General features: G+C 42.0%; 22 protein-coding genes. 6 read left to right on the plus strand and 16 right to left on the minus strand.

The window, feature by feature from the left end:
* Positions 1–4: 4 nt before the first annotated feature.
* The 9 genes from RBATCC27255_RS05250 to RBATCC27255_RS05290 all read right to left on the minus strand — a co-directional run bounded on the left by RBATCC27255_RS05250 (position 5) and on the right by RBATCC27255_RS05290 (position 13,001).
* On the minus strand, positions 5–262 hold the full coding sequence (locus tag RBATCC27255_RS05250) for a hypothetical protein (RefSeq protein ID WP_021883346.1): 258 nt from the start codon (positions 260–262) through the stop codon (positions 5–7).
* A 115-nt stretch (positions 263–377) separates the two neighbouring features.
* Complete coding sequence (gene uvrA, locus RBATCC27255_RS05255) at positions 378–3,197, minus strand: excinuclease ABC subunit UvrA (protein ID WP_101029046.1); 2,820 nt, start codon at positions 3,195–3,197, stop codon at positions 378–380.
* A 112-nt stretch (positions 3,198–3,309) separates the two neighbouring features.
* Positions 3,310–5,268 carry an ATP-dependent zinc metalloprotease FtsH gene (ftsH, locus tag RBATCC27255_RS05260; RefSeq protein WP_101029066.1) on the minus strand — a complete coding sequence of 653 codons (1,959 nt, stop codon included), beginning with the start codon at positions 5,266–5,268 and terminating at the stop codon, positions 3,310–3,312.
* 143 nt (positions 5,269–5,411) lie between these two features.
* A complete protein-coding gene (gene hpt / locus RBATCC27255_RS05265) occupies positions 5,412–5,948 on the minus strand; it encodes a hypoxanthine phosphoribosyltransferase (RefSeq protein WP_101029047.1) in 537 nt (178 codons plus the stop codon).
* Between the two features lie 2 nt (positions 5,949–5,950).
* The gene (gene tilS / locus RBATCC27255_RS05270) at positions 5,951–7,273 is read right to left on the minus strand and encodes a tRNA lysidine(34) synthetase TilS (RefSeq protein WP_101029048.1); all 1,323 of its coding nucleotides are present in this window, start codon (positions 7,271–7,273) and stop codon (positions 5,951–5,953) included.
* On the minus strand, positions 7,266–8,639 hold the full coding sequence (gene dnaB / locus RBATCC27255_RS05275; protein ID WP_101029049.1) for a replicative DNA helicase: 1,374 nt from the start codon (positions 8,637–8,639) through the stop codon (positions 7,266–7,268). The genes tilS and dnaB overlap by 8 nt, the downstream gene beginning before the upstream one ends.
* A 15-nt stretch (positions 8,640–8,654) precedes the next feature.
* Positions 8,655–9,101: a 50S ribosomal protein L9 gene (gene rplI, locus RBATCC27255_RS05280; protein ID WP_101029050.1), complete on the minus strand. Its 447-nt coding sequence runs from the start codon at positions 9,099–9,101 to the stop codon at positions 8,655–8,657.
* A gap of 16 nt (positions 9,102–9,117) precedes the next feature.
* On the minus strand, positions 9,118–11,073 hold the full coding sequence (locus RBATCC27255_RS05285) for a DHH family phosphoesterase (RefSeq protein WP_101029051.1): 1,956 nt from the start codon (positions 11,071–11,073) through the stop codon (positions 9,118–9,120).
* Between the two features lie 53 nt (positions 11,074–11,126).
* Positions 11,127–13,001: a ribonuclease J gene (locus RBATCC27255_RS05290; protein ID WP_101029067.1), complete on the minus strand. Its 1,875-nt coding sequence runs from the start codon at positions 12,999–13,001 to the stop codon at positions 11,127–11,129.
* A 625-nt stretch (positions 13,002–13,626) separates the two neighbouring features.
* Between RBATCC27255_RS05290 and rnhA the strand changes: the two genes are divergently transcribed.
* The 4 genes from rnhA to RBATCC27255_RS05310 all read left to right on the plus strand — a co-directional run bounded on the left by rnhA (position 13,627) and on the right by RBATCC27255_RS05310 (position 16,217).
* Positions 13,627–14,064 carry a ribonuclease HI gene (gene rnhA / locus RBATCC27255_RS05295; RefSeq protein WP_101029052.1) on the plus strand — a complete coding sequence of 146 codons (438 nt, stop codon included), beginning with the start codon at positions 13,627–13,629 and terminating at the stop codon, positions 14,062–14,064.
* A 29-nt stretch (positions 14,065–14,093) separates the two neighbouring features.
* Complete coding sequence (nifS, locus tag RBATCC27255_RS05300; protein WP_101029053.1) at positions 14,094–15,281, plus strand: cysteine desulfurase NifS; 1,188 nt, start codon at positions 14,094–14,096, stop codon at positions 15,279–15,281.
* 63 nt (positions 15,282–15,344) lie between these two features.
* The gene (nifU, locus tag RBATCC27255_RS05305; protein ID WP_101029054.1) at positions 15,345–15,776 is read left to right on the plus strand and encodes a Fe-S cluster assembly scaffold protein NifU; all 432 of its coding nucleotides are present in this window, start codon (positions 15,345–15,347) and stop codon (positions 15,774–15,776) included.
* Between the two features lie 90 nt (positions 15,777–15,866).
* Positions 15,867–16,217 carry a cupin domain-containing protein gene (locus tag RBATCC27255_RS05310; RefSeq protein ID WP_101029055.1) on the plus strand — a complete coding sequence of 117 codons (351 nt, stop codon included), beginning with the start codon at positions 15,867–15,869 and terminating at the stop codon, positions 16,215–16,217.
* Positions 16,218–16,469: 252 nt separating this feature from the next.
* On the opposite strand, the gene RBATCC27255_RS05315 is transcribed toward RBATCC27255_RS05310, so the two are convergent.
* From RBATCC27255_RS05315 to RBATCC27255_RS05325, 3 genes are all read right to left on the minus strand, one after another.
* Complete coding sequence (locus tag RBATCC27255_RS05315; protein ID WP_147639966.1) at positions 16,470–17,192, minus strand: CpsB/CapC family capsule biosynthesis tyrosine phosphatase; 723 nt, start codon at positions 17,190–17,192, stop codon at positions 16,470–16,472.
* Positions 17,193–17,204: 12 nt separating this feature from the next.
* Positions 17,205–18,275: a 3-isopropylmalate dehydrogenase gene (leuB, locus tag RBATCC27255_RS05320; RefSeq protein WP_101029057.1), complete on the minus strand. Its 1,071-nt coding sequence runs from the start codon at positions 18,273–18,275 to the stop codon at positions 17,205–17,207.
* A 101-nt stretch (positions 18,276–18,376) separates the two neighbouring features.
* Positions 18,377–19,003, minus strand: a complete 627-nt coding sequence (locus RBATCC27255_RS05325; protein ID WP_101029058.1) for a histidine phosphatase family protein — start codon at positions 19,001–19,003, stop codon at positions 18,377–18,379.
* A gap of 201 nt (positions 19,004–19,204) precedes the next feature.
* Here RBATCC27255_RS05325 and RBATCC27255_RS05330 point away from each other — a divergent pair, with 201 nt between their 5' ends.
* Positions 19,205–19,873 (plus strand): helix-turn-helix domain-containing protein, encoded by a 669-nt coding sequence (locus RBATCC27255_RS05330; RefSeq protein WP_101029059.1) that lies wholly within the window; start codon positions 19,205–19,207, stop codon positions 19,871–19,873.
* 183 nt (positions 19,874–20,056) lie between these two features.
* Here RBATCC27255_RS05330 and RBATCC27255_RS05335 read toward each other — a convergent pair whose 3' ends face one another.
* From RBATCC27255_RS05335 to RBATCC27255_RS05350, 4 genes are all read right to left on the minus strand, one after another.
* Complete coding sequence (locus RBATCC27255_RS05335; protein WP_021883358.1) at positions 20,057–20,404, minus strand: type II toxin-antitoxin system PemK/MazF family toxin; 348 nt, start codon at positions 20,402–20,404, stop codon at positions 20,057–20,059.
* Positions 20,405–20,507: 103 nt separating this feature from the next.
* Positions 20,508–21,029 (minus strand): hypothetical protein, encoded by a 522-nt coding sequence (locus RBATCC27255_RS05340; RefSeq protein WP_101029060.1) that lies wholly within the window; start codon positions 21,027–21,029, stop codon positions 20,508–20,510.
* Positions 21,030–21,106: 77 nt separating this feature from the next.
* Positions 21,107–21,535, minus strand: a complete 429-nt coding sequence (locus tag RBATCC27255_RS05345; protein WP_242958580.1) for a hypothetical protein — start codon at positions 21,533–21,535, stop codon at positions 21,107–21,109.
* A gap of 98 nt (positions 21,536–21,633) precedes the next feature.
* Positions 21,634–22,209, minus strand: a complete 576-nt coding sequence (locus RBATCC27255_RS05350) for an HD domain-containing protein (RefSeq protein WP_101029062.1) — start codon at positions 22,207–22,209, stop codon at positions 21,634–21,636.
* Positions 22,210–22,461: 252 nt separating this feature from the next.
* On the opposite strand from RBATCC27255_RS05350, the gene RBATCC27255_RS05355 reads away from it, so the two are divergent.
* Entirely contained in the window at positions 22,462–23,586 is a 1,125-nt protein-coding gene (locus RBATCC27255_RS05355; RefSeq protein WP_169923245.1) for an IS481 family transposase, read from the plus strand.
* Positions 23,587–23,635: the final 49 nt, after the last annotated feature.

Below are 23,635 nucleotides of genomic sequence, written 5' to 3' on the forward strand. Positions count from 1 at the left end.
TATATTATATTTTCCTTTCCTTGTTTTGTTCGTTTTCCAAATCCGCTATTCTGTGTTCCGCTGTTTTGATTTTGTTGTCATTAACTGCCTCGTGCTGCTCAATAAGATATACACGCTCAACAAGATTATTATGCTTGTCAACCTTTTTTTCGAGCTGTTCAATGCGGTAATTTGATAATCTTGACGCTGTGAAAATACCCGCAAGAGAGCCTGCAAGAGTTCCTGCAAATGAAATCAACGCTATAAGAATTTGGTCTGTCAAAAAAATCACCTCCCACTTACAGGCTCAAAAAAAGGAGAAATTGCACTAAACAATGCAATTTCTCCTAAATTTCTTTATATTTATTTTTTAAAACGATTATTTTTCTCTATAAGAATTATAACAACGGTTTAAGATACTGTCCCGTAAATGATTTTTCAACCTTTGCAACCTGTTCGGGAGTGCCTTTGGCAACGATTGTACCACCGCCGTCACCGCCCTCGGGACCGAGGTCGATAAGATAATCGGCTGTCTTGATAAGGTCAAGATTGTGTTCGATTACAACAACCGTGTTTCCGCCGTCAACAAGCAGCTGAAGAACATCAACAAGTCTGTGTACATCGGCAATGTGCAAGCCCGTTGTCGGCTCGTCAAGAATATAAATTGTCTTGCCCGTACTGCGTTTTGAAAGCTCTGTTGCAAGCTTTACACGCTGAGCCTCACCGCCCGAAAGCGTTGTTGCAGGCTGACCGAGCTTTATATAACCAAGACCCACTTCATACAGGGTTTTCAGCTTTCTGTAAATCTTCGGGATATTTGAGAAGAACTCCATTCCCTCCTCAACGGACATTTCAAGAACATCGTTGATTGACTTGCCCTTGTACTTTACTTCGAGGGTTTCACGGTTATATCTCTTGCCCTTGCAGACCTCACACGGAACATAGACATCCGACAAAAAGTGCATTTCAATCTTGATAATACCGTCACCCTGACAGGCCTCACATCTGCCGCCCTTTACATTGAATGAAAATCTGCTTGGTGTAAAACCACGCATTTTTGCATCGGTTGTAGCGGCATAAAGCATTCTGATATCCGTAAACACACCTGTGTATGTTGCAGGATTTGAACGGGGAGTTCTGCCGATAGGGCTTTGGTCAATGGCAATTACCTTATCAAGATTTTCCATACCCTTAATTTCCTTGTGCTTACCGGGAATTGTCTTTGCTCGATTAAGGTCACGGGCAAGGGCTTTATAGAGAATTTCATTTACAAGTGAGCTTTTGCCCGAACCCGAAACACCTGTTACGCAGACAAATTCACCGAGCGGAATTTTAACATTGATATTTTTAAGGTTATTTTCAGCCGCTCCTCTGACTTCAAGGAAAAGTCCGTTGCCTTTTCTGCGTTTTTCGGGAACAGGAACTTTGCGTTCGCCCGAAAGATACTTGCCTGTGATTGAATTCGGACATTGCTTAATCTTTTCAACATCACCGACACAGACAATTTCACCGCCGTGAATACCTGCCCCGGGGCCTACATCCACAATGCAATCTGCGGCATACATAGTGTCCTCATCGTGTTCAACAACGATAACAGTATTTCCGAGGTCACGAAGTCGCTTTAAGGTTGCAAGAAGTTTTTCATTGTCACGCTGATGAAGTCCGATACTCGGCTCGTCAAGAATATACAGCACACCCATAAGCGAACTGCCGATTTGCGTTGCTAGGCGGATTCGCTGACTTTCACCGCCGCTGAGCGTTCCCGAACTTCTTGAAAGTGTAAGGTAGCCAAGGCCTACGCTCTTGAGGAAGTTAAGTCTTTCGTTAATTTCTTTAACAATTTCAGCACCGATAATCTGCTCTTTTTCCGTAAGCTTGAGCTGACCTACAAAGTCGAGTGCGTCAACAACCGACATTTTGCAGAAATCGGCAATGTTAAGTCCGCCGACTGTTACTGCAAGGCTTTCGGCTGAAAGTCTGTCACCGTGACAAAGATCGCACGGAATTTCTGCCATATACGAACGGATTTCATCCTTAATCCAGTTACTGCTTGTGTCACGGTAACGGCGTTCAAGGTTGTTGATTATACCCTCAAATTTATGCTGATAAGTACCTCCGCCGTAAACCGATTTTTTATTGATTGTCAGCTCATCATCACCTGTGCCGTAGAGGATTTTGTCGATAGTTTCCTTCGGGAGATTTTCAAGCGGTTCATCAAGCGAAAAATTGTACTTTTTCGCTAAAGCCTCCATATACATTGCGGCAATTGTACTGCCTTCCATTGCCCAACCGCTGCCCTTGATACCGCCGTCACGGATACTTTTTGACATATCGGGAATAATTTTATTCTCGTCAATTTTGAGGAATACGCCGAGTCCTGTACATTTTGGACACGCACCGAACGGATTGTTGAATGAAAACATTCTCGGCGAAAGGTCGTCAATGCTCACTCCGTGTTCGGGGCAGGCATATTTTTGTGAAAAAGTCACATCCTCATCGCCGTTGAAGTTCACCATAACAAGACCGCCGCCAAGCTTTGAAGCGGTTTCAATGCTGTCTGAAAGTCTTGATGCTATTTCAGGCTTGATTACAAGACGGTCAACAATGATTTCTATATTATGCTTTTTATTTTTTTCAATCGGAATATTTTCCGACAAATCATAGATAATCCCGTCAACTCTTGCACGGACATAGCCCGATTTTCCGGCACTGTCAAGAACCTTTGCGTGTTCGCCCTTTCTGCCCCTTACAACGGGAGCCATAACCTGAATTTTCGTACCCGTTTCATAGGTCATAATCTTATCAACAATCTGGTCAACAGTCTGCTGACGGATTTCCCTTCCGCAGACTGTACAGTGCGGAACACCTATTCTTGCGTACAAAAGACGGAGATAATCGTAAATTTCCGTAACCGTACCGACCGTTGAGCGGGGATTCTTTGAAGTAGTTTTCTGATCAATTGATATTGCAGGCGAAAGTCCCTCTATGCTTTCAACATTAGGCTTATCCATCTGACCGAGAAACATTCTTGCATATGAAGAAAGGCTTTCAACATATCTTCTCTGTCCCTCGGCATAGATGGTGTCAAATGCAAGCGAGCTTTTGCCCGAACCCGAAAGACCTGTAATTACAACGAGCTTGTTACGGGGAATTTCAACATTTACATTTTTGAGGTTATGCTCTTTTGCACCCCTCACAATAATTTTATCCTGTGCCATTTCATCTACCCTTTACTGTGTCAAACACCTGACACAACTTCATACATTCGTTTAAATATTGATTCATATACACGCATAGCCTCTCATTGCGAGAGGCTATGTTTATTTGATATTAACCTTCTGTGGACTCGTCAACCTTTGTTTCGGCTGAGGGTTCTTTGTCGGCAGTTTCCTGCTCAACTTCTTCGGGTTCTTTATATGTGCCGTTCATTACGGCAGTAAAGTCCTCACTGCCCATCTTCTCATGCTTAATAAGATATTTTGCAATGTCGTGGAGCTTATCCATATTTTCGCTGAGAATCTTGGTAGCATCGCCATATGCCTTGTTGATCATATCAAGAACAAGCTGGTCGATTTTAGCTGCGGTAGCCTCGGAATAATCCTGAGTTCTGCTGCCCATATCTCTGCCGAGGAATACGGAATTGTTGTCTGTGCCGTAGCATACACAACCGAGTTCCTTAGTCATACCGTACTTTGTAACCATTGCACGGGCTGTCTTTGTAGCCTTTTCAATATCGTTTGACGCACCTGTTGAGATGTCATCCATAATAAGCTCTTCGGCAACTCGACCGCCAAGACTTACAACGATATCCTCATACATACCTCTGCGTGAGTTGTACGACTTGTCCTCACTCGGGAGCGGCATTGTGTAACCGCCTGCCATACCTGTCGGGATAATTGAAATCTCGTGAACAGGGTCCTGAGTTTCGAGCTTATCAAAGAGAATTGCGTGACCTGCCTCATGATAGGCTGTGAGCTTTTTCTCTTTCTCACTCATTACTTTGCTCTTTTTCTCTGCACCGACAACAACCTTGACTGTTGCCTCCTTGATTTCGTCCATAGTAATGGCTTTTTTATCTTTTCTTGCGGCAAGAAGTGCGGCCTCATTAAGAAGATTTTCAAGGTCTGCACCTGTAAATCCGGCTGTTGTTTTAGCAATAGTCTTGAGGTTTACATCGGGCGCAAGCGGTTTCTTTCTTGCATGAACCTTGAGGATAGCCTCACGGCCGTTTACATCGGGATAGCTTACAACAACCTGACGGTCAAATCTGCCCGGACGCATAAGAGCCGGATCAAGAACATCGGGTCTGTTGGTTGCGGCAATAAGGATTACACCCTCGTTAGCACCGAAACCGTCCATTTCAACGAGAAGCTGGTTAAGAGTCTGCTCACGCTCATCGTTGCCGCCGCCAAGACCTGCGCCTCTCTGGCGACCTACGGCATCAATTTCATCAATGAAAATGATGCAAGGTGAGTTTTTCTTTGCCTGATCAAAGAGGTCACGAACACGGGACGCACCGACACCGACAAACATCTCAACAAAGTCTGAACCTGAAATTGAGAAGAACGGCACACCTGCCTCACCTGCAACAGCTCTTGCAAGCAATGTTTTACCTGTACCTGGAGGGCCTACAAGGAGAACACCCTTTGGTATTCTTGCGCCGAGTTTGTTATACTTTTCAGGAGCCTTGAGGAACTCAACAACTTCTGCAAGCTCTTCCTTTTCTTCGTCGGCACCTGCAACATCGTCAAATGTTGTCTTTCGCTTTTCATCATTTGTGTTTTTAATCTTGGCTTTGCCAAAGCTCATTTCTTTGCCGCCAAGACCGCCGCCGCCGAGTTTCTTCATAATGAATACCCATGCAACGATAAGGATAAGCGTTGTAATGATTATCGGAAGAATTTCAATAAGAAACGAATTATCCGTTGCGCGGGCAAGGTTATTCGGAATCTCATCGTTTGACGCGGGATGATAGTAAGGCCTGATATCGTCAAGAAAACGCTGGATATCGGCAAGCTGGCCTCTTACAACAACCTTTGATTTCTTGCTGTGAGAATCAGAGTTCTTTGATTCTGTGGGGCTTTGAACAGCGGTAGTTGCGGAAGTCTTATCGGAATCGGATGATTTGATAGGACTTAATCCCTCTTTAAGGGTAATGTCAATCGAACCTGTACCGTAATCAATTTCAAAGCTGTCAACCATATCCTGAACAAAGTACTGCTCAAGCTCCGAGGTTTTCGGTGAGTTCGATTTATTTGAGCTTAGCACAGCCGCCGTTATAATAATCATCAGAATCGGAATTCCGAGATAAAGCAGCAGATTGCGCACTTTCTTTTTATTGTCCAATGCTGTCACTCCTCTTTATATTATTGTTTTTCCAAGGTAGAAATATGTAATGCCACGAAAATTTGCGGCTTATTTTCGCATTAAAATCACGAATAAACTGACGGCTTTAATACGCCTACATAAGGAAGATTTCTGTACTTTTCGTTATAATCAAGACCGTAGCCAACGATAAACTCATCCGGAATTACCGCACCTGCGTAGTCAACATGAATGTCGGCAACTCTTCTGTCGGGCTTGTTGAAAAGTGTGCAGAGTTTTACTGATTTTGCCTTCTTGGCTTTAAGATATTTTGTGATAAAGTCAAGAGTATTGCCTGAGTCGATAATATCCTCAACAATGAGAATATCCTTGCCCTCAACAGACTGGGAAATATCCTTCTGAATATTAACTCTGCCTGAGCTTACAGTACCGCTGCCGTAGCTTGACGCAACGATAAAGTCGATTGAAAAATCAAGATTAACCTTTCTCATAAGGTCAACCATAAAGGCAACGCTGCCCTTGAGCAGACCGACCATTATAAAATCTTTGTCATTATAATCTTTTTCAATCTGTTTTGCAATAGTGTTCACAATATTTTCAATATCTTTTTCCGAATACAGAATTTTTTCAATATCCTTATGCATAATTAACCCTCTTTGTTTATTATCATCAATAGATTTTCGGTGTCATTCGGCTTTCCCTGCAATGAAACACCAAGCCTTTCACACCATAAAACGGTGTCGGATACCGCAAGAAGCAACAGCCTGTCCCTTATTTCCGATGGTATCTTCTGTTCGTTAAAAACCTTGCGGAGCGGTTTTGTGACCGTGCGGTCGGGATATGTAAACCTGTCGCCTGCTCTGCGTGTTCGGAAAACAGCATTTTCATTAAGCCATTTTGCGGCAACGAGGTTGTTTTGATTTGTTGATTTATCAGCAATTTTGCTCACCGTGTATGTTTTTCCGTCATAAAAAAAACTCATATTATTCTTTAACGGAATTTCTTTGAAATCAGCCAAATTATCCGAACATACAAAACGGAAAATTCCCTGCTTTGAAACGGCTGTGCATTGTTTTGACAATTCAACACTGCCGCCGTTTTCGATTATTTCACATAAAAGCAAAACTGTTTTTCTTTCGGGACAGACACTGTAATTATTGTTCTTTAAAAGAATGAACAGCATTTCCTTTAAAACTGCCCTGTCAAGCTTTAACAGCTTTTTGCAGTCGTAGCCGAAGTCGCATTTGCAGTCATTCACAGCTTTTTCGGCATATTTTCTGATGAAACAGAATGACTCTCTCGCACTCTCACCCAAGCCGAGAGCCGTCCGTTCAAAAGACGGATTCAGCCTTTTAAGGCACGGCATAATGTTGTGCCTAATGTAATTTCGTGTGTAATCATCGGCAAGATTCGTGCTGTCGGTAACATATTCAAGGTTGTTTGCTTTGCAGTAGCTTTCAATGTCACCTCTCAAAAGTTCAATCAGAGGTCTGATTATGTTCCCCCGTTTTGGAGGAATTGCCGACAAGCCTGCCACCGATGTGCCTCTTGCAATGTTAAATATCAGCGTTTCGGCATTGTCGGATGCCGTGTGAGCAGTTGCAACCTTTGCACCGAGTTTTTGCGAAAGCTCTTCAAAGAAAGCATAGCGGACATTTCTTCCGCAAAGCTCTTCGCTGATTTTCTGCTGTTTGGCAAGTGTGGGAACATCAACGCTTTTTATGAAAAGCTCCGTGTTAAATTTCTTACAAAGAATTTTACAGAAATTTTCATCACGCTTTGCCTCTTCACCGCGGATATTGTGGTTAATATGAGCGGCATAGACCGAAAGATTGTATTTTTCTTTCAGAGAAACTAAAATGCTCAGCAGAGCCGTGGAATCAGCTCCGCCCGAAAGTGCAACGATTACGCTGTCACCTTTTTCAAGCAAACCGTATTTTTCAACGGTTGTAATAACACGGTTAAGCATCTCGGTTGTCCGTTCCCGTAAAACGCATAAACTCGCCCTGCCAATGCAGTTTTACGATATTAGTTTCACCGTGACGGTTCTTTGCTACGATACACTCGCCCGAATTCATATCGGCTGTCGGTGCGGCAGAATCCTCTCCGCCCTCTTTGTCATAATAGCCCTCACGGTAGAGGAAAAGTACAATATCGGCATCCTGCTCGATAGAACCCGAATCTCGAAGATCGGCAATCTGCGGTCTGTGGTCATCACGCTTTTCTGCGGCACGGGAAAGCTGTGACAGAGTGATTACGGGAACATTCATTTCCTTTGCAAGAATTTTCAGATTTCGTGTGATTTCCGAAATTTCGTTTACACGGCTGTCAATCTTTCTGCCGCTCGACATAAGCTGAAGATAGTCAATTACAACAAGGTCAAGGTTGTGAAGTCGGCGAAGTCTTGACTTCATCTCGGGGATTGTAATGCACGGAGTATCGTCAAGATAAAGGTCGGTTTTGCTGAGAATATCGCTTGCAGGAATAAGCCTTGACCATTCCTCCTCAGTAAGCTTACCTGTTCTCAGTTTTGTACCGCCGATAAGTGCCTCGCTCGAAAGCAGACGGCTTGCAAGCTGTTCCTTTGACATTTCAAGCGAGAAAAACGCAACGGTCTTTTTGGACTTGCACGCAACATTTCGTGCAATATTGAGTGCGAAACTCGTTTTACCCATACCGGGTCGGGCGGCAAGAATGATAAGGTCGGAACGGTTAAGTCCCGTAATCATTCGGTCAAGGTCGCCTATGCCCGTTGGGATAGGTTTCATACTGTTGTCGGTTTCGCTGTTGAGTGCGTCAAGTCGGTCAAAAGTCTGTAAAATTACCGAGTTGATACGCTCAAGACCGTGTCTTTCATTGCCCTGTCTGATGTCAAAAATCTTCTGCTCTGCCGAATCAATCAGAACCGAGGGATCTTCGTTGCCTGCTGTTGCGTCATCAATAATTTCACGTGATGCCGTAATAAGCCTGCGGACATTGTACTTTTCCGCAATAATCTTCGCATACTCCTCGGCATTGGAAATTGACGGACAATTGTCAACAAGGTCAAAGAGGTAGGATTTACCTGTTGACTCATCAAAAGCTTTATTCTGTTTTAACCTTTCAAGCAGTGTAACAAAGTCGATGTTCAGACCGAGTCCAACCATTTCCTGCATCTGTGCAAAAATCAGCTTGTGCAAAGAAACATAGAAATAATCGGGGCTTTTCAGAATATCAACAACCTTGTCAAAGGTGTTGCTTTCAAGAATAATTGCACCTAAAACCGCTTGTTCAGCCTCGGGACTGTACGGCAGATGAAGTCCGTCATAGCTGCCTGCAAAATTTAAATCAGCCATTTTTACTCCTTTTTATTAGGCTTCGGACACCTGAACATCAATCTTTGCAGAAACGCCCGTAAAGAGCTTTACCTCTGCGTGATATGTACCAAATTCCTTAATATCGCAATCAAGAACAACCTTGCGTTTGTCAACATTTATGTTATACTGCTTTTTAATTTCATCGGCAACCTGCTTTGAGGTTACGCTGCCGAAAAGTCTGCCGCCCTGTCCTGCTTTTGCAGTCATTTTGAAGGTTTTGCCTTCAAGAACCTTTTTGTCATGTTCTGCCTGAGCTTTCTGGGTTGCAATTTTATAGTTTTTTGAATTTTCGGCATTTTTGTATTCATTCATAGCCTGAGCATTTGCCTCTTTTGCAAGCTTTCTCGGAAGAAGAAAGTTTCTTGCATAGCCGTCGGACGCTTCAACAAGCTCGCCTTTTTTGCCGAGTGATTTTACATCCTGCATTAAAATTACTTTCATAACCTGTCAACCTTTCTTACGAGTTTTCCTCATCATCAAGAGTGCTGTCAATCTCTGACAACAGCTGTTGATAAGCAAACTCTTTTGTAGTGTTTTTCAGCTGGGTTGCCGCCATGGTCTGATGACCGCCGCCCCCGAGCTTTTCCATTATAATCTGAACATTAACATTTCCGTAGCTTCTTGCGGAAATGTTAATCTGATTGTTGTCTTCAAAGAGAACAAATGACGCGTCAACACCCTTGAGGTTGAGCATTTCATCAGCCGCCTGAGCCGACGCAAGTCTTATATCGCCGTCACCGCTCGGAGCAATTGAAATTGCACATCCACGGTAAACATGAGCCTTGCATACAATGTCAACCTTTTCACGGTAGGTTTCAATATTATCAGAAAACATACCCTTTACGGTGAGAGTGTTTGCACCTCTTCTTCTCAAATAAGCCGCCGCTTCAAAGGTGCGCACACCTGTTTTAACGGCAAAATTCTTTGTGTCAAGCGTAATGCCTGCAAGCATTGCGTCGGCCTGAACATATGAAAGCGGAGAATCATCAAGACAGCTGATAATTTCACTGCACATTTCACAGGTAGAGGATGCCGACGGTTCATGACAAAACACAAGAGCGTTGTTTATGTAATCGACCGCTTTTCTGTGGTGGTCGATGATGATAACCTTTTTACACTTTTCGTAAAGCTCACTGCTTTCAAGCGAACGCTTCAGGTGCGTGTCAACTATGATAAGAAGTGACTTCTGGGTAAGCCCCGAAAGAGCGGTTTCCGGAGAAATGAATATATCCGTGTCGAGTTTTTCATCAGTATATTCAATAAGCTGTTTTGCCATTGATGTTTCTCGGTTAATGACAACCTTTGAATAACGCTTAAAGGTTTTCTCCATTATGCACTGAAGTCCGATTGCCGCACCGACGCAGTCCAAATCGGAAAACTTGTGTCCCATAATAAAAACCTTGTCACAGTCGGCAACAACACGGCTGATTGCGTTTGCAATTACTCTCATACGAACCTTGCTTGCCTTTTCCGCTGCGGCAACCTTTCCGCCGAAAAACTCATATGTATTATCCTTTTTAATAACGGCAACCTGATCGCCGCCCCTGCCGAGTGCCATCTCAAGAGCTTTTCTTGCGTTGATTTCGCTCTCTTTAATGCTATTATAGCCTCGGCAAAGACCTACCGAAATAGACGCGCTGTGGTTGTTTATAGTGATTTCACGGATATTTTTTAGAATCGGGAACTTGTCGGCTGTCATTTTTTCAACATCGGCTTCTTTGAAAATTATCATAAAACGGTTGTTGCCGATTCTTTTGTAGAGAGCCGAATACTGCTCCGCCCACTTTTGCAGACAAACTTCAATATCGAGCATTGCCTCCGAGAATGATTCGTCCGAGTTATCGGAAAAGTCCTCGGCATTGTCGAAAACAACAATCGCAACGCAAGGCTTAGACGCAAGGTATTCCCTTGTAATCTGCTTGTAGTAGGTGTTTTCTATAAATTCACAAACAGCACTCTCGCCTGTGAAATGACAATACACAGTGTATTCTTTACCGTCAACGGCAACATCACAGCCTTCGCCCTTTTTCAGGTTATCAATGTCTTTTCCCGAGAGATAAACCTTGATATTGTCACCCTCTGCGCCCTTTCCGCCGCACATAGCCTTGCGGAATCGGGAATTGCACCAGAGAATGTCACCCTGCCTGCCTATTACGGCAACAGGGTAACTGAATTTTTCAAGGTAGTCTTCGTTAATACCCTTTATATTTTCGACTGTATTTTTCACAGTACCCTTAACATAGCTTGCAAAGCGCAATGAAATCACAAGCACAACTGCCAAGGAAAGAACAGACACACCCAGCTCAATATAGAAAACTATCGGCGAATATTCATAGCTTACAACAGCCATTGCAAACATTATTGCCGTAAAAATCAAGAACCACGGTGTAAGTGTCCATTTTCTTTTTCTCATGTCAAACCTCTGTTAATAGCAAAATAGCAAGATAACAAATCAGCGAATAAGGATTAAACCTCCTGAAGAATAGGAAGAATCATCGGGGCTCTTCTTGTACGCTGACCGATAAGCTTTGAAACATCATCCTTGATTCTGTTTTTGATAATGCCCCATTCGTGAACATTATTTTCTGCACAATCCTCAAGAATTGCAAGAGCGGTTCGTTTAACTTCTTCAAGAAGTCCCTCGCTCTCACGAACATATACAAATCCTCTTGAAACAATGTCGGGGCCGCTGATAACATGACCGTCATAAACATCAAGAGAAGCAACAATAATAATAAGTCCGTCCTGACCAAGGTGCTTTCTGTCACGAAGCACGATACTTCCGACATCTCCTACACCAAGACCGTCAACGAATACCTTGCCTGCCTGAACAGGCGGAAGCTCTTTCATATAATCCTCGTTTATTTCAAGAACACTTCCGACATCACCAATATAGATGTTCTTGCGTTCCATACCGAGGAACATTGCAAGGTCGGCGTGCTTTCTGAGGTGTTTCTGCTCACCGTGAACGGGGATAAAATATTTTGGCTTTACAAGCTTCTGAATAATTTTGAGTTCTTCCTGACAGGCATGACCCGAAACATGAACCTCATACATCGACTCGTAAATTACCTTACAGCCCTTTTTGAGAAGTTCGTCAACAACATTGCCGACTGTTTTCTCATTGCCGGGAATCGGATTGGCTGAAATTATGATAAAATCGCCCTCACCGACCATAACCTTTCTGTGGTCGGAATATGCCATTCTTGAAAGCGCACTCATCGGCTCGCCCTGACTGCCTGTTGTAACAAGAACAACCTGCTGCGGCATATATTTGTCGAGCATATCAAGGTCAATAAGAATATTTTCGGGAAGATGCAGATAGCCGAGTTTTTGGGCAACATCCATATAGTTGACCATACTTCTGCCCGAAAAAGCAACCTTTCTTCCATACTTTTCTGCACAGTCAATGATCTGCTGAACACGGTTTACATTTGATGCAAATGTTGCAATGATAATTCTGTAGTTTTCAGCACTCTTAAAAAGGCTGTCAAGGCTGTCGGATACTGTCCTCTCCGTGGGGGTGTATCCCGGTCTTTCCGCATTTGTACTTTCCGAAAGAAGCGCAAGAACACCTTCGTCACCCACTCTTGCAAAGCTTGAAAGATCAATCATATCACCCGTGATAGGTGTGCAGTCAATCTTGAAATCTCCCGTGTGAACAACAGTGCCGCCCGGTGTGTGAATTGCAAAAGCAACTGCGTCGGGAATTGAGTGGTTTACATGAATGAAATCAATCTTCATACAGCCGAGTTCGATCGTCTGACCTGCATTTGTAACATTGAGCTGAGTCTTGTTAAAAAGACTGTGCTCCCTGAGCTTGTTGCCGACAAGACCGAGCGTAAGCGGTGTACCGTAAATCGGAACATTTACCTTTGAAAGAAGGAAAGGCAATCCGCCGATATGGTCCTCGTGACCGTGTGTAAGAATAATACCCTTAACTCTGTCGGCATTCTGTTCAATATAAGTGAAATCGGGGATTACAAGGTCAACACCGAGCATATCTCCGTCCGGAAATGCCATTCCGCAGTCAACAATAATTATATCGTTCTCACATTCAACAAGGGTGATGTTCTTGCCGATTTCATTAAGACCGCCGAGAAATGCAATTTTTACCGACGGCTTCCGAGCCTTCTTTTTAGGATAACCCTTTGACTTTGACAGATTCTTCTTTTTGCCGTAGCTTAACTTTCCGTTCGATTTTGGCTGAAATCCGTCATCATTTTTCTTATAGTAAGCGTTGTAGGAATTTTTACCCGAACCGCCCTTTTTTGAAGCATTATTTTTAGAGTATTGCTTCACATTCTTTTTGCCTTTTGAGTACCTTGACTGTTTAAGCATATAACTTTCGTTTCTCTTTTCTGTACTCACAGATCTACCTCCGTTTTCTGAAATATGTACTGAGTAAAAATTAAATAAATATATCAAAGACCTCTGAACGCCCGTGAGGTCTTAATTTATTTCAAAATTATTTTTTTATAATTTAATTAAAAATTAAAATCCGCTGTAAAAATGCGGCAACATCCGCACTAAGACTATAATTATAATCCGTAAAATATCAGTAAAATATACAAATTTTATTTCCGTAATAAAGGCAGTACACAGCTGTCCTATCATAGTTTTTCATTTTATTGTACCGCACTTCACACTGTAATGTCAAGAAATTTTCACAACAAAAGCAAAAGCTGACGCTTTCGGGTCATATTAAAGCCGCAATTATACGCATAAAAATTTGAAAATACTGTAATAATAAAATCCGAGAACACTTTAATTGCAATTTTAATTGCAATATATGTGTATAAATTCCGAATTTTTTTCAAACACCTACCAAGATTCTCGGAATTACAGCAAATAATGGGTTGCAATTGTCGATTGACCGTATTATAATCTATGTAGTGCAGATATAATTGCATTTTGAATATTTGAATGATGAATACACTCTGAATTAAAAAGGAGAATTGTTTTTTTGAAACAAGTTGAAATTTTTACAGACGGTGCTTGCAGCGGAAATCCCGGTCCCGGCGGTTGGGGTGCTGTTTTAAGGTATAACGGTCACGAAAAAGAAATTTCGGGCGGTGAGGCTGACACAACCAACAACCGTATGGAACTTTCGGCTGTTATCAATGCACTCGCCATGCTCAAGGAGCCGTGCAAGGTCACGCTGTACAGCGACTCGCAGTATGTTTGCAACGCACTAAAACTCGGTTGGGCTAAAAAGTGGAAAGCAAACAACTGGATGCGTAATAAAAAGGAAAAGGCTTTGAACCCCGAACTATGGGACAGGCTTCTTACCCTTTATGATACCCACGAGGTTGAAATTGTCTGGGTAAAGGGACACGCAGGTCATCCCGAAAACGAGCGTTGCGACCGACTTGCCGTTGCAGCCGCAAAACAATTTGCATAACAATAAACTTATATAAAGGTGGATATAAAATGAGATATGTTTATGCCGACAACTCGGCTACTACAGCACTTTCACCGAAGGTGCTTGAAAAAATGATGCCATACCTCACCGAGGTTTACGGAAACCCGTCAAGCATTTATACAATCGGTGCAAAGGCAAGGGCTGCCGTAGAAACTGCAAGAGAAAACATTGCAAAGAATCTCGGTGCGGCTAACCCGAACGAAATTTACTTTACCTCAGGCGGAAGTGAATCCGACAACTGGGCACTCAAGGGTGTTTGTCACGCTCTAAAGGCAAAGGGCAAAAAGCACATCATTACTTCAAAATTTGAGCATCATGCTATTCTTCACACATGTGAGGCTCTTGAAAAGGAAGGCTTTGAGGTTACTTATCTTGATGTTTACGAAAACGGTATCGTTCATCCCGAGGATGTTGAAAATGCAATTCGTGAGGACACGGCTATCGTTTCGATTATGTACGCAAACAACGAAATCGGTACAATTCAGCCGATTTCCGAAATCGGTGCAATTTGCAGAAAGCACGGCGTTCTTTTCCATACTGACGCAGTTCAGGCGGCAGGTTATGTGAAGATTGATGTTCAGAAAGAAAACATTGATCTTCTTTCAATGACAGCACACAAGCTCCACGGTCCGAAGGGCTGCGGTCTTCTTTACATCAGAAAGGGTGTAAGAATTGAAAACCTCATCTGCGGCGGTGCTCAGGAGAGAAACAAGCGTGCAGGTACCGAAAATGTTGCAGGCATCATCGGTCTTGACGCCGCACTTCAGCTTGCAGTTGACGGTATGGACGAAAGAAACGCAAAGCTTGAAAAGATGCGTGACAGACTTATTGATGGTCTTTTAAAGATTGAGCGTTCAAGAATAAACGGCGACCGAGTTCACAGACTTCCCGGCAATGTTAATATGTGCTTTGAGGGAATCGAGGGCGAAAGTCTTCTTTTAAGACTTGACCTCAAGGGTGTTTCGGCTTCATCAGGCTCTGCCTGCACATCGGGCAGTCTTGATCCAAGCCATGTGCTTCTTGCAATTGGTCTTCCGCACGAGATTGCCCACGGCAGTATGCGTCTTTCGTTCTCTGACGACAACACAGAGGAAGACATTGATTACATTCTTGAAATCGTTCCCGAAATTGTTTCATACCTCAGAAGTATGTCGCCACTTTGGGAAAAGATTAAGAAGCAGGAAGCTCAGGGCTGATTGGCAACCCGTTAAAATTCATATAGAATTGAACAGATATTCAGTAACAACAGGAGGATTAAAATGGCTTATTCGGAAAAAGTAATGGATCATTTCGCTAATCCGAGAAATGTAGGCGAAATTGAAAACGCAGACGGTGTCGGCGAGGTCGGCAACTCAAAATGCGGCGATATTATGAAAATGTACATTAAGGTTGATAACGATATCATCACAGATGTAAAGTTTAAAACATTCGGCTGCGGTGCAGCTATTGCAACAAGCAGTATGGCAACAGAGCTTATCAAGGGCAAGTCAATCAATGACGCTCTCAAGCTCACAAACAAGGCAGTTATGGAGGCTCTTGACGGACTTCCGCCTGTCAAGGTTCACTGCTCTGTTCTTGCAGAACAGGCAATCAAGGCAGCCGTTTCGGACTACTACAAAAGAAGAGGCGTTGATCCCGAGCCAATCGTGGGCAATGTTCCCGAATGTGACAGCTGTGGCTGCGGCGGCTGATCCGGCTTAAAATCATACATCTGCCCGACTCTGCAAAAAGTCGGGCATTTTTTATTTAAAACTGCAAATAATACCGTTAGGAGGATAATTATGACAGAGTTAAAAATCGAAAACGGCAAAATAAAAAATATCAAAAAAAGTCAGGTGCTTGCGCTCAAAGAGCAGGTAAGCTGTCAGAAAGGTCAGGTTGTGAGCAAAACTCTTGTACAGAACAACGCCGTAAGCGTTACTCTTTTCGCATTTGACAAGGACGAAGAAATCAGCACGCACGAATCAGAAGGCGACGCATTTGTGACTTGTCTTGACGGGGTGGGCAAAATTACAATTGACGGTGTTGAACACATTCTCAAAGAGGGTGAATCAATCGTTATGCCTGCAAAGCATCCGCACGCTGTATATGGCAGAGAGCAATTCAAGATGTTGCTTGTCGTGGTATTTTAAATTTTTACAACCGATAATTTTAAGAACATTCCGAACAACACAGACAGCATTATTGACGCAGCCGACATTCGGAATATGTCACTTGGCAATTTTCAATACAAATACGCACCGAGAGAACGGTTTCAGCTGTTTCTCTTTCAACACATCGGCAGTCAGTACAAGTATTATTGTACGCTGCAAAGAAAAAAACGATTGAAACTCAAAAGGGAATCAATCGTTTTTTGTTTGTATAATATTTAATTTTACAGCATATCAGCCGATTGCTGCATTAAAGATTTTTTCGCTGTTTTTCATCAAGCTGTCAACAGCCTGCCGACCGCATTTTTTGGCAATGCATTCAATTGCGTCGCTGTAAAGCTCGGGTGTATTGTGACTGAATGAATGTGCATCCGTACCGATAATGTCGATAAGTCCCGCACTTACAAGCTTTAACATTCTGCGGCGTTTCATCATCGGAGCTTTCTTTGTGTAATTTGAAATATTTGTCTGAATAACAACACCGAGCCGTTTCAAATCTTCAATCACATCAGGATTGTCAACAAGAAAGCTGTAACGCTCAACATGAGGAATTACGGGAATAAGTCCCTGTTCGCTCATAAGCCTGTCGAGCATCTCATACGAATTACCGGAAAATGTCGAATTATATGCAAATTCAGTCAGGATATAGTTTGAATTTCCGTAGTTTATGCCCGTAATATTTTCATTATTAAAAAGATACTTTGTAACATAAACCTCTGTTCCGAGAACGATATTCATACCGTTCGGAATGTGCGGCTTGAATTTTTCAAACTTTTCCGCCCTCTCGGCAATAAAATCTTCAATGCTGATTTCATTTGTATAAAAATGAGGTGTAAGACAAACATTCGTTACTCCCTGCTTTTCAAGGCAGGAGAGCAATTTCAAGCTGTCCTCAAGCGTTTTTGCACCGTCATCAATATTCGGCAATATGTGCGAGTGCATATCATAAAACTGCATACCGTTCTCCAATTAAAGTGCCTCACAAACACGGTCGCCCATTTCGTCACAGCCAACCTTTGTGAAACCCTCTTCATAGATATCGGGCGTACGGTAGGTTTCAAGAACCTTTGCAACAGCTGCCTCAATAGCATCTGCCGCCTCGCTCTGATCAAGTGAATAACGGAGCATCATTGCAACAGAAAGGATTGTAGCAAGCGGATTTGCGATATTCTGACCCGCAATGTCAGGAGCAGAACCGTGGATAGGCTCATAAAGACCGAGCTTACTGCCCGAAAGGCTTGCAGATGCGAGCATACCGATTGAGCCGGCAATCATTGATGCCTCGTCAGAAAGGATATCACCGAAGATATTTGATGTGAGAATAACATCAAACTGACGGGGATTTCTTACAAGCTGCATAGCGCAGTTGTCAACATACATATGGTTAAGCTCAACCTCGGGATAATCCTCGGCAACTCTCTTAACTGTTTCTCTCCAAAGTCTTGAAGATTCAAGAACATTTGCCTTATCAACACTTGTGAGCTTTTTATTTCTCTTCATAGCAAGGTCGAAGGCAACTTTTGCGATTCTTTCAACCTCACCTACTGTGTACATTTCCGTATCCCAAGCCGCCGGCTGACCGTTTACTTCTTTTCTGCCTCTTTCGCCAAAGTAGATACCGCCTGTAAGCTCACGAACAATCATAACATCGAGGTTGCCGCCGATGATTTCATCCTTGATAGGTGACGCGCTCTTGAGCGGTCCGAAAATAACCGACGGACGAAGGTTTGCGAAAAGTCCGAGTGCGCCTCTGATACCGAGAAGTCCTGCCTCGGGACGGTTGTTACCCGGCTGTGAATCCCACTTAGGACCGCCTACCGCACCGAGAAGCACGCTGTCTGATGCCTTGCACTTTGCAACCGTTTCATCGGGGAGCGGAACGCCTGTTGCGTCAATAGCACAACCGCCGAGAAGTGCCTCGTCATATGTAACGCCAAAACCGAATTTTTCAGCGGCACAATCAAGAACCTTTACAGCCTGATTTACGATTTCAGGGCCGATACCGTCGCCCTTTAAAAGAGTAATTTTATAATCTGCCATTTTTATATCTCCTTAATCAATTGTTTACTAATGAATATTATCTCACAATATACGGCAAAAGATTGTAAACTGCGCTACAATTCTGCCAAAGTTTCAAAAAATCAGCCGTTGTCCGACGGAAGCGGAATTGTCTGAAAAACTTCGCAGACCTTATCCCTCTGCCAAAGTACGGGAGTAACTCTGAGTGAATAGCCGAAGCCGTTGTCCATTGTCCATTCAAACGGTTTTGCCTGCGGAAGTCCGTAGACTGCAAGCAAGGTCATAATAACACCGCCGTGAGTGACAATTACACTTTCGGTTGTGCCTGTTTTCATAAGTCCCTCAACAATGCTCTCAAACATTTTGCACACTCTGCGTGTAAAATCGGCATTGCTCTCCCCCCTCGGAGGTTTTACGGAAGAATCGCCTGCAAGCCACTTTTCAAAATCGGGATCGTTTTTCAGCTCATCGGCAGTTTTGCCCTCCCATTCACCGAAATTACATTCGGAAAGGTTGTCGATAACAAGCGGATTTTGTTCGGGATAAAGAATTTTTGCGGTTTCGGTACAACGCTTTAACGGACTTGTAAACACAACCTGCGTACCCGGATATTTATACTCATAATCGAGTTTTCTCAAATCCATTCTGCCCCTGTCGGAAAGCGGAGCGTCTGTTGTTCCGATATATTTCCCCGCAAGTGTATCATCAATCGAACCGTGTCGTATAAAATGAATTATATATGATTTCATAGCTTCTCCCATAAACCGACTTTTTTAGCAAATCGGCACTTAATTATTTACAAAAAGTAAATTTTGTATTATACTGTCTGTATAGAAAGTATATTGCTGTAAATGCTTTCAATGCACTATATTTGAATCAGAGCAAATTCTGCTTTGCTTTTTCTGACAATCAAGTTAATTATACTATCTTCAAAAATGAGGTGTCAAGTCTTGAACAAAGATTTTCCGAGAATTATAACATTTCTTCGTAAAGAAAGAGGGTTGAGTCAAAAACAGGTTGCAGGCGATATGGGAATTTCGCAGGCACTTTTGTCACATTATGAAAAGGGAATCCGTGAATGCGGTCTTGATTTTCTCGTAAAAACAGCCGAATACTACGGTGTTTCAACCGATTATCTTCTCGGCAGAACCGTACAGAGAAATTTCACAGCCGATCCTTTTGAGGCTGCTGAAAAAGAGGTTGTCATCAATACCGAAAAAGGCAGTATGATCAACAAAATAAACCGCAGTCTTTTGATGAACACCACCTCGGTAATCTACGATTTGCTTGCAAAAATCGGCAACAAGCACCTTACAAACGCAGTCAGCAACTACCTTATGAGTGCCGAATATGTAATTTTCCGCACAATTTATAATTCCGAAAAAAATAACTCGCAAACTATGTTTTCGCTTGATAAGAACCGCTACAGAAATCTCACGGACGCATCAATGATTCTTGACCTTGAAATCATCAACGAACTTATTGAAAATGATAAGCTCACCCTCACCCTCTCTCCCGATGTCATTTCGGTATGTTTTGAAAAAGATGCCCCGTCACTATTCAACCTAATTCAATATTCCGAAAGAAACATAAAAAATGTCTATGCAGGAAAAAGATGATTTTTAACTGCTTTTCAGGATAACAAGTTTACTTTCGTGCTACATATATGCTTATAATGTAGCATAGAAGTAAAGTAACACAACAAACAACGGTCGGTTGGCTTGGAGTTTTTCTCAAGCTAAACCGACCGTTTTGTTGTCTGTTTATTTTCTTTTATAGCATTATCCGTATGTAATGCGGAATTATGCGTTAAGACCGAACGAGATTGATATTGCGTTATTTATTTCGTTCATAGAATTTTCATCAACCGTACCCATTTTTTCTTTGAGCCGTTTTTTGTCGATTGTTCGTACCTGTTCAAGCAAAACAACGCTGTCTTTGGCGAGTCCCGAGCTGTCAGCGTGCAACGGAATGTGGGTAGGCAAATTTGCCTTTGACTGCTGACTTGTAATTGCGGCGGCGATTACAGTCGGACTGAATCGGTTGCCGACATTATTCTGAACAATAAGCACAGGTCTGATTCCGCCCTGCTCAGAGCCTACAACGGGACTCAGGTCGGCATAATAAATATCTCCTCTTCGTATATTCAAGGCTTTCACGCTCCAAATAATTGTTTACTTGTATTTTTGCCTTTCCAAAAGCTTTTATACAGCTATTACATAATATTTTTGAGCGTAAAATTTGTGAATCGGTTCAGCCGTTTGCATCTTTCACATCGGAAAGCACCATTTCGTAATCTTCGCCGTCAACGCTGATTTTGCTTATACAGCCCTTTGAATTTGTGCTGACAACGGCTTTGCCGAACGCTGAATCAAGTCTGTATGTACACACATCTTCGCACTTCCCCTCAAAAATCGCCCTTCCGTCTGCAATTCCGTATAAAATTTCTTTTGTAATATTCGGGAAACTGCTTTCGGGAATGTACGCTTCATCGGCGGAGCAAATCATATTCTCCCTTGAAATTTCAAGATCAGAACCCTTATATGTAACCGACAAACCGCTGACCGTGTTCGGAGAATCAAACGAAATATTGATGAGCTTTTTTCCGCTTGCCGACAGCTTTCCCGTGATGTTCATTTTCCTGTATTCACAGCTGAAATCGGCAATAAACGAGGATTTCGGAGAAAGATTTTCCTGCACTTCATCACACCCCGTAATGACAAAAACAGGCATAACAAAAAGGACACATAATGCAATCAAGATTTTCCGTGTCATAAGACACCTCCCGATACATTATATGTCCTGTGAATTTTTTAATACATTGTACAAATAAGTGATTAATGCATTTTATCTTAATATCCGTGGTCAATATGCTGCCATTTTCCGCCTTTTGTTCTGACTAAAATCCAGTTCCAGTTATTATATGTGGAATTCGGATTTAATGATCCGTCGCCACCTGATGAATCAACATCAAATGAAGATAACAGCACAATAACTTCATCTGCATTGTTCCTGTCGGCAAATTCCTGAAAATCGGTGCAGTAATCATCTCCTGCATAATAAATTTCCGTGAGGGTACAGCCGTTCCAATTGGCGTCGAACTCTTTTTCAATAATATCAACAGCAGAGTTAATATCATCTGCGGAATAGATTTCAGAATCCACATCGTGAGTCTTCACTTTGTTTATATCTCCTCCGCAGGCACTCAAACCGATAACAAGAAATACACACATAACTAAACATAAAATTTTCTTCATCATTACTCCTTTCAAAATCGTCATTATTTTCACAACTTTTTTCGCAAAAAGATTCACGTTTCTTACTTGTATCTTAAATCAAAATCCGCAACGCTTTTTATTCTTATAAAGGATAATTCAACTTACGATTGATTAACTGTTTTGTATATATTATTTCCTGTTTTTTTCTCAAAATAATGTTTTAATCTTATGTTTGAATTCCATTTTTCTTGTGGGTAATAACCATATCTTTGTTTTACATCTCTCATACGATCTTCAATATTCAACACACCGCCACTGCCTGCCAATGCATCGCATAACTGAATTAATTTGTCATAATCATCCATATTCACTTTAGCAAGAGCAGTTTCTATCAATTCAAGTTCTTCATCAGAAACATCGAATTTACCAATGTATTCCTTTACGGTTGAATTATTAAACGAATGTGTCAGGCAAATTTTTGCGACCTCATCATATCCCAATGACATCATGTATGTATATCCGTCATAAACATGACCTAAATGCCTAACACCAAACTTTCTGCCAATATCATGGAGTAACCCTAATATGTATGCCTTTTCCGAATCCAAATTTTCACATAATTCCGCAATCTTTTCAGCGCATTTTGCTGTAATGCGACTGTGATTTACCCAAGGACCCGAATTACATTGCTCAGCTTCTTCTAATATTTTTTCAGCTTCCGCTCTTGTTGGCATCATTTTTATTCGCCTCCATAAACAGAGTTATATGCAAAACATTACCTCACACTACTGCATAAAAGTAATTTTGTGACATTTATATAATCTGACTTAATATAAATTTTGAGCTGTTACTTGCGGGCGGATAATATGTGCAGTGTAGTAACATAGTATACAACAGTGCAAAGACATAGTATACAGTTTTATGATAAAATAAATGGCAAGAAAATAGCAAATGAAGGAGCTGTTTTTATGCCGTGGGAGTGTAAAACTGTGGAAAAACAAAGATTAGAATTTGTTACAAAAGCATTAGAAACAAATAATTTTAGTGCTCTATGTCGGGAATATGAAATCACACGCAAAACCGGTCGCAAGTGGGTTGATAGATTTAAACAGGGACTGCCCTTAACTGATATGTCACGCAGACCATTATGTTCTCCTAACAAAACGCCTGACGACATTGAAGAATTAATCGTTTCTGTTCGTTTCGATAACCCGGGTTGGGGTGATGATAAAATTAAAATTTTTCTTGAAAATCAAGGGTATAAAAACATTCCTTGTCCAAGAACCATTACTAACATTCTTCATAAACACCAACTCATATCTGAAGAGGAATCTCTCAAAAGAAAGCCTTTTAAACGCTTTCAGAAAGAACATTGCAATGATATGTGGCAAACTGATTTCAAGGGAGAGTTTTTAACTGCCGATAATCGTTATTGCTATCCATTGACTATTCTCGATGACAGCTCACGATACTCAATCAAAATAGCATGCTTTCCTAACACTAAAAATGTCGTTATTAACGCTTTTAAGCAAGCTTTTTATGAGTTTGGTATGCCATCAAGCGTACTTTCTGACAATGGTTCTCAGTTTGCAGGTTTTAAACATGGATTTACTATGTTTGAAAAATTCCTTATGAACAATGACATTCTTCCCATACATTGCAGAATTAAACATCCGCAAACACAAGGAAAAATTGAACGGTTTCATGGCAGTATGAAAAGAGAACTTTTAAATCATAATCTATTCAAGAACTTGGATTACGCTGACAAGGCTCTGCAAGAGTGGCGAACTAAGTATAATTGCCTGCGACCTCATGAAGCACTTGGAAACAAATGTCCTGCCGATGTCTATACTCACAGCGAAAGGATTTTTGCTGACAAGGTGGAGCCGTTTGAATATGAACCCGGCTTTAAAGCCATAAAAGTAAATTCGTGGGGATATGTCCGTTTTCAGAATTTTCAATTATATCTTAGTGAAACTTTCATCAATGATTATGTTCAATTCAGACCTAATCCAAACAATGATTCATTTCTTGTTTGCTATCGCAATTTTGTTATTGCTGAGTATGACTCGTCATCTGGCAAGCGTATTCACCGCAAGATTTCAAGACTGTGAATTTGTATACCATGTCCTTGCACAGGTGGTTACCATGTTGCACTTGACA

Origin of the sequence: Ruminococcus bromii (genome assembly GCF_002834225.1) — a bacterium.
Taxonomy (GTDB): Bacteria; Bacillota; Clostridia; order Oscillospirales; family Acutalibacteraceae; genus Ruminococcoides; species Ruminococcoides bromii.